At 71.0% G+C, this 7,116-nt stretch carries 9 protein-coding genes and 1 pseudogene; 3 read left to right on the plus strand and 7 right to left on the minus strand.

Annotated elements, in window-relative coordinates; translation table 11 throughout:
* Positions 1-75: 75 nt before the first annotated feature.
* From VGR06_RS28520 to VGR06_RS28540, 5 genes are all read right to left on the minus strand, one after another.
* The gene (locus tag VGR06_RS28520) at positions 76-537 is read right to left on the minus strand and encodes a carboxypeptidase regulatory-like domain-containing protein (RefSeq protein ID WP_327562235.1); all 462 of its coding nucleotides are present in this window, start codon (positions 535-537) and stop codon (positions 76-78) included.
* Positions 534-1,136 carry a sigma-70 family RNA polymerase sigma factor gene (locus tag VGR06_RS28525; protein WP_327562236.1) on the minus strand — a complete coding sequence of 201 codons (603 nt, stop codon included), beginning with the start codon at positions 1,134-1,136 and terminating at the stop codon, positions 534-536. Before VGR06_RS28525 ends, VGR06_RS28520 begins: the two co-directional genes overlap by 4 nt.
* A 111-nt stretch (positions 1,137-1,247) precedes the next feature.
* Entirely contained in the window at positions 1,248-1,748 is a 501-nt protein-coding gene (locus VGR06_RS28530; protein ID WP_327562237.1) for a protease inhibitor I42 family protein, read from the minus strand.
* The gene (locus tag VGR06_RS28535; RefSeq protein ID WP_327562238.1) at positions 1,682-2,008 is read right to left on the minus strand and encodes a hypothetical protein; all 327 of its coding nucleotides are present in this window, start codon (positions 2,006-2,008) and stop codon (positions 1,682-1,684) included. Before VGR06_RS28535 ends, VGR06_RS28530 begins: the two co-directional genes overlap by 67 nt.
* Positions 2,009-2,019: 11 nt before the next feature.
* Positions 2,020-2,250: a PspC domain-containing protein gene (locus VGR06_RS28540; protein WP_327562239.1), complete on the minus strand. Its 231-nt coding sequence runs from the start codon at positions 2,248-2,250 to the stop codon at positions 2,020-2,022.
* Between the two features lie 334 nt (positions 2,251-2,584).
* On the opposite strand from VGR06_RS28540, the gene VGR06_RS28545 reads away from it, so the two are divergent.
* Complete coding sequence (locus tag VGR06_RS28545) at positions 2,585-3,481, plus strand: MoxR family ATPase (RefSeq protein ID WP_327562240.1); 897 nt, start codon at positions 2,585-2,587, stop codon at positions 3,479-3,481.
* Here the strand turns inward: VGR06_RS28545 and VGR06_RS28550 are convergent.
* Positions 3,478-4,014 (minus strand): RNA 2'-phosphotransferase, encoded by a 537-nt coding sequence (locus tag VGR06_RS28550; RefSeq protein WP_414637356.1) that lies wholly within the window; start codon positions 4,012-4,014, stop codon positions 3,478-3,480. The two genes, VGR06_RS28545 and VGR06_RS28550, sit on opposite strands and share 4 nt — an antisense overlap.
* Before the next feature lie 425 nt (positions 4,015-4,439).
* Between VGR06_RS28550 and VGR06_RS28555 the strand changes: the two genes are divergently transcribed.
* Together VGR06_RS28555 and VGR06_RS28560 are read left to right on the plus strand one after the other, a co-directional pair.
* Positions 4,440-5,543 carry a vWA domain-containing protein gene (locus tag VGR06_RS28555; RefSeq protein WP_327562242.1) on the plus strand — a complete coding sequence of 368 codons (1,104 nt, stop codon included), beginning with the start codon at positions 4,440-4,442 and terminating at the stop codon, positions 5,541-5,543.
* Entirely contained in the window at positions 5,536-6,651 is a 1,116-nt protein-coding gene (locus tag VGR06_RS28560; RefSeq protein WP_327562243.1) for an XdhC/CoxI family protein, read from the plus strand. The genes VGR06_RS28555 and VGR06_RS28560 overlap by 8 nt, the downstream gene beginning before the upstream one ends.
* 42 nt (positions 6,652-6,693) lie before the next feature.
* Here VGR06_RS28560 and VGR06_RS28565 read toward each other — a convergent pair.
* A pseudogene (locus VGR06_RS28565) lies at positions 6,694-6,948 on the minus strand (helix-turn-helix domain-containing protein); the annotation flags it as partial.
* Between the last annotated feature and the right edge of the window lie 168 nt (positions 6,949-7,116).

The following is a 7,116-nucleotide window of genomic DNA, read 5'->3' on the forward strand; positions in this document are numbered from 1 at the left end:
CCTGACAAGAGCAACGACGTGACAGGCAGATACCTACCTTATCGTCTGAATGGGGTAAGCAATAAGACAGATTAGCTACAAAACGACCGTAGGGGTGACGACGGTGCGTGGCCGGTCGGCTTTCATGCGGACAAGGATCTGGGTGGTGCCGCGGGGGACCTCGGTGAGGACGAAGCGTCCGCCCTCGTCAGCGGTGGTCTGAGCGGAGCCGTGGTCGGCCACCCGGACCTCGACGCCGTGCTCGCCGGCGGGAACCAGCCAGCCGTCGATGCGCTGGCGTTCGCCGGTGCGGGTCACGTTGACCATCACGGTGAGGTCACCGACGAAGAACGTGATCGTGCCCGGTGCCCCGCCGCGCACACCGGCCAGCGGGCGCTCGCGCGACCAGCGGGCGGCCTCGACGTCGATGTCGTCGATGGCGATGGCGAACTGGGTTCGCTCGATCAACCCGAGGGGTGGGGGGTCAAGGTCGTCCACCAGGTGGGCCACCATGGCCATCATTGCGTCGTCCTCCGCTGAATGGTGTTGCGTCTTCATCTGCCAGCCTCCCCGTCGTACAGGGTGCGAAGGGAGCTCAAGCAGCGCCCTCGAGTCGGTCCAATGCTGCCGTGCGGCATGCGCAGTGCCTCGGCCACCGCGCGGTACTCCACCCGGCCGGCGAGCACGGTCATGCGCAGCAGTTCCTGGCAGCGGGGTGGCAGCCGGTGGAACGCCGCCCACAGCTGCCGGTCCCGCTCATCCCGCAGCACCTTCGCGTCGGGTGGCGGGTCGTCGTTGGTGAGCTGGTCGGCCAGCTCGTCGGGCAGTTCGACCTGGTTGGCGCCGCGCCGCCGGGTTCGGCTCGCCTCCCGCTTCGTGGTCGTGATCAGCCAGCTGACCAGCGCCCGCGGCTCGCTGAGCCGATCCAGGTGACGCAGCAGCGCGAGCCACACCGTCTGCACCACGTCCTCCGCCGTGGCCCGGTCCAGCCCGTTGCCGCGCGCCACGTGCCACACCAGCGGGGTCAGCTCCGCGACCAGGACGTCCAACGCCGCGCGCTCCCCCGCTCTGGCGGCCATCAGGCAGGCTGCGTGTCGGTCTCGACCTTCCAGCCCCTCCCAAGGCGGACTCATACTTGCCGTGCGGAGCTCGGTCACCGCGTTCCACCCCACTTCGTGGGTCGACTGTCTCGGGCCGACAGGTACATCGTTGAGAACCGCCAAAGTGCGTCGGATTCACGTTTGCATTCACCCGATTGGCGGAACGTGTTACTGGACATGGACGGTGAAGGTCAGTGCCTGCCTCGACTCGCTCTCCCATGGCCTGGCGAGCTCGGCCCGGAGTTCGAGCTTGCCGCAGGCGCACGCGTCGAAGGCCAGCCGTCGCAGGCCGGGCACCTGCTCATCGGTGATCATTCGCAGCCCCTCCGGAAGGCGCCAGCGCCACCGGTAGTCGCTCGCCGGCGGCTCCGGCAGGCACAACTCAACGGTATCGCCTTTGTGCAGCTCGATCGTGTGATCTGAGTGTTCCTCCGTCAGCTGTATCCGCACCACGCACCACCCCCTTGCGTGGTGTGGCGGCCGGGCGGCTCCCCTGCCAACGCCCGGCCGCCGAGTCTGTCGTCGCCCTGCATGTAGAAAAGGAGCCCGCACCCCGCCCGCAGATACGGTCCATGTCAGAAAGACTTCGTAGCGTGACCGAGCTAACGGAGTGCGATCACCAGCAGGGCGCCGATCGCCAGCACGGTTCCGGCGAGCAGGGTGCCGCACCCGCCGGCCACGATCCGCGGGATGGTGCCGGCGCGCAGCGCGAGCAGGTTGGCCAGCGCGATGTCCAGCACGACGATGGCCACGAACACGACGACCCCGAGCACGATCGGCCCGGTGATCGCGGGCCGATGCAGTGCCACGGGGCCGAAGACGAGCATCAGGAAGCAGGCGACCGCACAGAGGGCCAGCTGCAGGGCGGAGCCCAGCAACACCAGGGCCCGCGCGGTTCCGACGCGCGAGACCCGCTCCTCCTCCGGCACGGGTCGCGAGCTTAGTAGGACGCCCGGTCCTCCTCCGGGACGATCAGCCAGCAGGCCAGGTAGAGCACGGCGCCGGTGCCGATGCCGAGGATGGTCGCGGCCACCAGGAGGATGCGGACGAGCGCGGCGTCGACGCCGAAGTGCTTGGCGATGCCGCCGCAGACGCCGGCGACCATGCGGTCGGACCGGCTGCGTCGTAGTTGCTTGGTCGAGGTCTCTTCGGTGTAGGTGTCGTATGCCACGGGTCTAGGGTCGCCCGCGGCGGGCGGGCGCACATCGGGGAGCGGCCCTGGCCGGACCCGGATTCGCGATCAGGGAAGCCTCCGGGAACCCACCGGTGCCCCACCCTCTTCCGTGTTGGCCTCTCACGTCGCTGTGTTGGCCTCTGGCGTGGGTGTGTTGGCTGGTGACGACGACGGGGACACGAGCTGACGGCGATCCCGCCGCGCATTGGGCCAACTCGGCGACGCCACAAGCCAATACAGCGATGCCAGGGGCCAAGATGGCGACGTCATTGGGCCAACACGAAGTGCGGCTGCAGTACGAGCCGGATCACGGGGCACTACGCTCGAGATCGTGGTGGGTGCGTCCTGGGCTCCGGTCGGCTCGCCGGCGGAGCTTGCCGGCGCGCTGGACCGCGTCGGGTACCTGGCCGGCGAGGGGCTGGCCACGGCGGCGTTCCTGGCGCTGCGGATGGGCCGGCCGCTGTTCTGCGAGGGCGAGCCGGGCACCGGCAAGACGTCGCTGGCCGCGGCGCTGGCCGAGTCGCTGGGCGTCGAGTTGATCAAGCTGCAGTGCCACGAGGGCATCGACGCCACGCAGGCGCTCTACGACTGGGACTTCCCCCGCCAGCTGCTGCACCTGCGCGCCCTCGAGGCCGCCGCGGACGGCGGGCTGGACTCCGACGTCGCCGAGAAGTCCTTGTACAGCAGGCGTTTCCTGCTCGCGCGGCCGCTGCTGCGGGCGCTGGAGGACGCGCCCTGCGTGCTCTTGGTGGACGAAATCGACCGCGCCGACGACGAGTTCGAGGCGTTCCTGCTGGAGGTGCTCGGCGAGAACGCGGTCACCGTGCCCGAGCTGGGCGAGATCCGGGCCGCGGTCCCGCCGCTGGTCGTGCTCACCTCCAACCGCACCCGCGAGGTGCACGACGCGCTGAAGCGGCGCTGCCTCTACCACTGGCTCGAGCACCCCGACCTGCCGCGCGAGATCGCCATCCTGCGTCGCCGCCTGCCCGGCATCAGCGAGCGCCTCGCCACCCAGGTCGCCTCCGCGGTCCGCCGGCTGCGCGCCGCCGAGTTGCTCAAACCGCCCGGGGTGGCCGAGTCGCTGGACTGGGCCCAGGCTCTGATCGCCCTCGGCCGCACCGAGCTCGACGCCGCCAGCGCCGCCGCCACCCTCGGCGCCGTCCTCAAGTACCGCGAGGACGCCGAACGCACCATCGCCGCCACCCTGGACGCCCTGCTCGCCGGTTAGCCGGCAGGGAAGGCGATGAACTCCGGCGGTACGCCGCCGACCAGCCAGACTCCGTTGGTGCTGCGCCGAAAGCGATGACCGGCGGCGACCATTGCGGCGGCGTCGACGACGAGGATCACCGGCTGGCCCCGCCGCGCGCCGACCCGCGTGGCCGCCGCCGCGTCGGGGGAGAGGTGCACGTCGTGGCGGGCCATCGGCTTGAGCCCCTCGGCCCGGATCGACGGCAGCACCCTGGCGACAGTACCGTGGTTGAGCACCGGTGGTGGTGCGGCGGTCTCCAGCTGCAGGTCGACCGCGACCGAATGGCCCTGGTGCGCGCGAATCCGTTGCCCGGACGGGTCGAACCCGAAGCGCTGCTTGGCGTTGGCCGCGACCACGTGCTCCAGTTCGGTGCGAGTGATCGGGAATCCGGCCGCGGCACAGGCGTCGAGCAACCCGCTCACCTCGACCCAGCCGCCCGGAGCCAGGGTGAGGCCGAGGGCGTCCGGCCGGTGGCGCAGGTGCCGCGAGAGGTACTTCGACACGCGCACCATGCGTTCTCCGGACACGGGCTCACGATATCCGTCCGGGCGGAAATTCGTTGGCGTGCCGGGCGGGGACTGGGGATGATGTTGCACGTACACCACACAGGAGGAGGGGCATCGTGAGCGTATTTCGCGCTGTGCGCGATGTCCGGTGTACGGAGCTGTTCGCGCTGGCCAGCGGCGAGTGGCGGCGCCTTGCCGGCCGTGGCTCCGCACTCTGACCGGATTCCGGTCAGACGTGGGAGCCGCCCGCCGGGAAACCGTTCGGGCGGCTCCGCAATTCGTTGAAGACAATTCCACGCTCCGGCGCTCGGCCGTTGCTACCTCGGCCTGACCGCAGCCGGAGCACCCGCGCCGTGAGTGGCGAGCCGCGTCCCAACGCCATGACGCCGCTCGCCACTCACGCCGGCCCGCGGTAGGGCCACAATTGGCATATGGACAGCCCGCTTCCCGGCCTCGTCGGGTTCACCGCGGCGCTCCGGCACGCCGGGCTCCCCTGCGACGCCCAGCGCGTCCAGGCCTACCTGGCGGCGATCGGCGAGCTGGACCCCGCGGATCCGGGCCAGCTGTACTGGGCCGGCCGGCTGACCCTGTGCGCGGAGCCGGACGACCTGCCGCGCTATGACGACGCGTTCGCCGCCTGGTTCGCGGCCACCCCGCCGCGGTCCCGGCCGGCGCCGCCCGCGCGCCGGGTTCAGACCAGCACCATGGCCCTGCTGCAGGACCCGCCGGCCGGCGCCGGCGAAGGCGGCGAGGAGCGCCCGCTGCGGGCGGCGGCGAGCGCGGCGGAGGTGCTGCGGCACCGCGACATCGCCGGGCTCAGCGCTGCCGAGCGGGAGCACCTGCGCGAGCTGATCGGCACGCTGCACCTCGACCCGCCGCTGCGCCGCTCGCTGCGGTTCCGTCCATATCGGACCGGACGGCTCGACCCGACCCGGATGCTGGCCGCCATGCGGGCTGCCGGAGGCGAGCCGATCCGGTTGCCGCACAAGGAAAGAAGCCGCCGCCCACGCCGGCTGGTGCTGCTCGTGGACATCTCCGGGTCGATGACCCCGTACGCCGACGCACTGCTCCGGTTCGCCCACGCCATCACCCGCCGCGCCCCGGGCAGCACCGAGGTGTTCACCGTGGGCACCCGGCTCACCCGGCTGTCCCGCCAGCTCCGGCAGCGCGACCCGGAGCACGCGCTGACCTCGGCCGCGCGGGTGGTGCCCGACTACGCCGGCGGCACCCAGCTCGGCGAGACCCTGCGCGCGTTCCTGGATCGTTGGGGGCAAAGGGGATTGGCTAGGCGAAGCACAGTGGTGGTGTTCTCCGACGGCTGGGAGCGCGGCGACGCGGCGCTGCTCGGCGAGCAGCTGGCCCGCCTGCGCCGGCTCGCGCACGCCGTGCTGTGGATGAACCCGCACGCCGGGCGGGACGGCTATGAGCCCCTGCAGTCCGGCATCGTCGCCGCCCTGCCGCACATCGATCGCTTGCTCGCCGGGCACAGCCTGGCCACGATGGAACAACTGCTCCAGGAGGTGCGCCGTGCGTGATGTGCTCGACGAACTGATGCGGCGCTACTCCGCCGGGGAGACCGCGGCGCTGGGCACCGTGGTCGCCACGTTCTCCTCCGCTCCGCGCGCGCCGGGGGCGTCGATGCTGGTCAGCGCGGATGGCGAGGTGTCCGGCAGCGTCTCCGGCGGCTGCGTCGAAGGCGCCGTCTACGAGCTGGGCCAGCAGGTGATCTCCTCGGGAGAGGGCGTGCTGCAGCGCTACGGCGTCAGCGACGACGACGCCTTCGCCGTTGGCCTGACCTGCGGCGGCATCATCGACGTCTACGTCGAGTCGATCACCGCCGCCCGCTTCCCGGAACTTGCCGAGCTGGCCAAGTCCGTCGACGCCGAGGAACCGGTGGCGCTGGCGACCGTCGTCGAGCACCCCGATCCGGACCGCCGCGGCGGGCACCTGGTGGTGTGGCCGGACCGGGTCGCGGGCACGCTCGGCTCACCGCGGGCCGACGACGCCGTGGCCGATGACGCCCGCGGCCTGCTCGCCTCCGGCCGCACCGGCCTCCTGCACTACGGCATCGACGGCCAGCGCCGCGGCGAGGGCATGGCGGTGTTCGTCAACTCCTTCGAACCGCCGCCTCGCATGCTCGTGTTCGGCGCGATCGACTACGCGGCCTCCATGGCGCGCCTGGGCACGTTCCTCGGCTACCGCGTGACCGTCTGCGACGCCCGCCCGGTGTTCGCCACCAACTCCCGCTTCCCGGACGCCGACGAGGTCGTCGTCGACTGGCCGCACCGCTACCTCGCCGCCGAAGCCGAAGCCGGCCGGCTCGACCGCCGCACCGTGATCGCCGTCCTCACCCACGACCCCAAGTTCGACGTGCCGCTCCTGGAGGTGGCCCTGCGCACCGACGTCGGCTACATAGGCGCCATGGGCTCCCGCCGCACCCACGACGACCGGTTGGTCCGTCTCCGCGAATCCGGCCTCACCGAGGAGGAACTATCCCGGCTGTCCTCCCCGATCGGCCTCAACCTTGGCGCCCGCACCCCGGAGGAAACCGCCATCTCCATCACCGCCGAGATCATCGCCCTCCGCTGGGGCGGCGGCGGCGAGCGCCTCACCGACCTGAGCGGCCGAATCCACCTCTCCTGACTTGCTGTCGACGCGCAACTCGACCCACAGCTTCATACCCAATGCGCCGGCGATCCGTTCCAGCACGGGAATGGTGGGCATCGTCCCGCCCGCCTCGAACCGCGCCACCGCGGGCTGTCTCATACCGGCCAGCTCGCCAAGCTCCGCCTGACTGAGCCCCAGTTCCTCCCGACGTTCCCGCACGGTCCTGCCTAACTCGTACCGGAGCCGTGCGGCCTCGTATGCCTTTCCGTATTCAGGGTTGGCCCTGATCTCGGCGCGCACTTCCGCCCAGGATGTATGTGTGTGCCCGCTCATCGCTCGTGTCCCTCCTCCGGGGTGTGTCACGGCTGTTTCAAGATCACCTAGGTGGATGCTGTTGCTGATGGGACTGTGGTGACGCCAGGTACTCCAGTGGCTCCGAAGTCGTGCGGCGAAGGACGCCTTCCTCACGCTGAGCGTGAGGAAGGACGCTTTCGTCGCACT

The sequence above is a fragment of the Actinophytocola sp. genome, from assembly GCF_036002505.1.
GTDB lineage: Bacteria > Actinomycetota > Actinomycetes > Mycobacteriales > Pseudonocardiaceae > DASYTH01.

What these genes read in the sequence shown, in the direction of transcription:
- VGR06_RS28520 (WP_327562235.1), bottom strand. Translation starts at nt 537, where the DNA reads ATGAAGACGCAACACCATTCAGCGGAGGACGACGCAATGATGGCCATG.
- VGR06_RS28550 (WP_414637356.1), bottom strand. Translation starts at nt 4,014, where the DNA reads ATGGTGCGCGTGTCGAAGTACCTCTCGCGGCACCTGCGCCACCGGCCG.
- VGR06_RS28555 (WP_327562242.1), top strand. Translation starts at nt 4,440, where the DNA reads ATGGACAGCCCGCTTCCCGGCCTCGTCGGGTTCACCGCGGCGCTCCGG.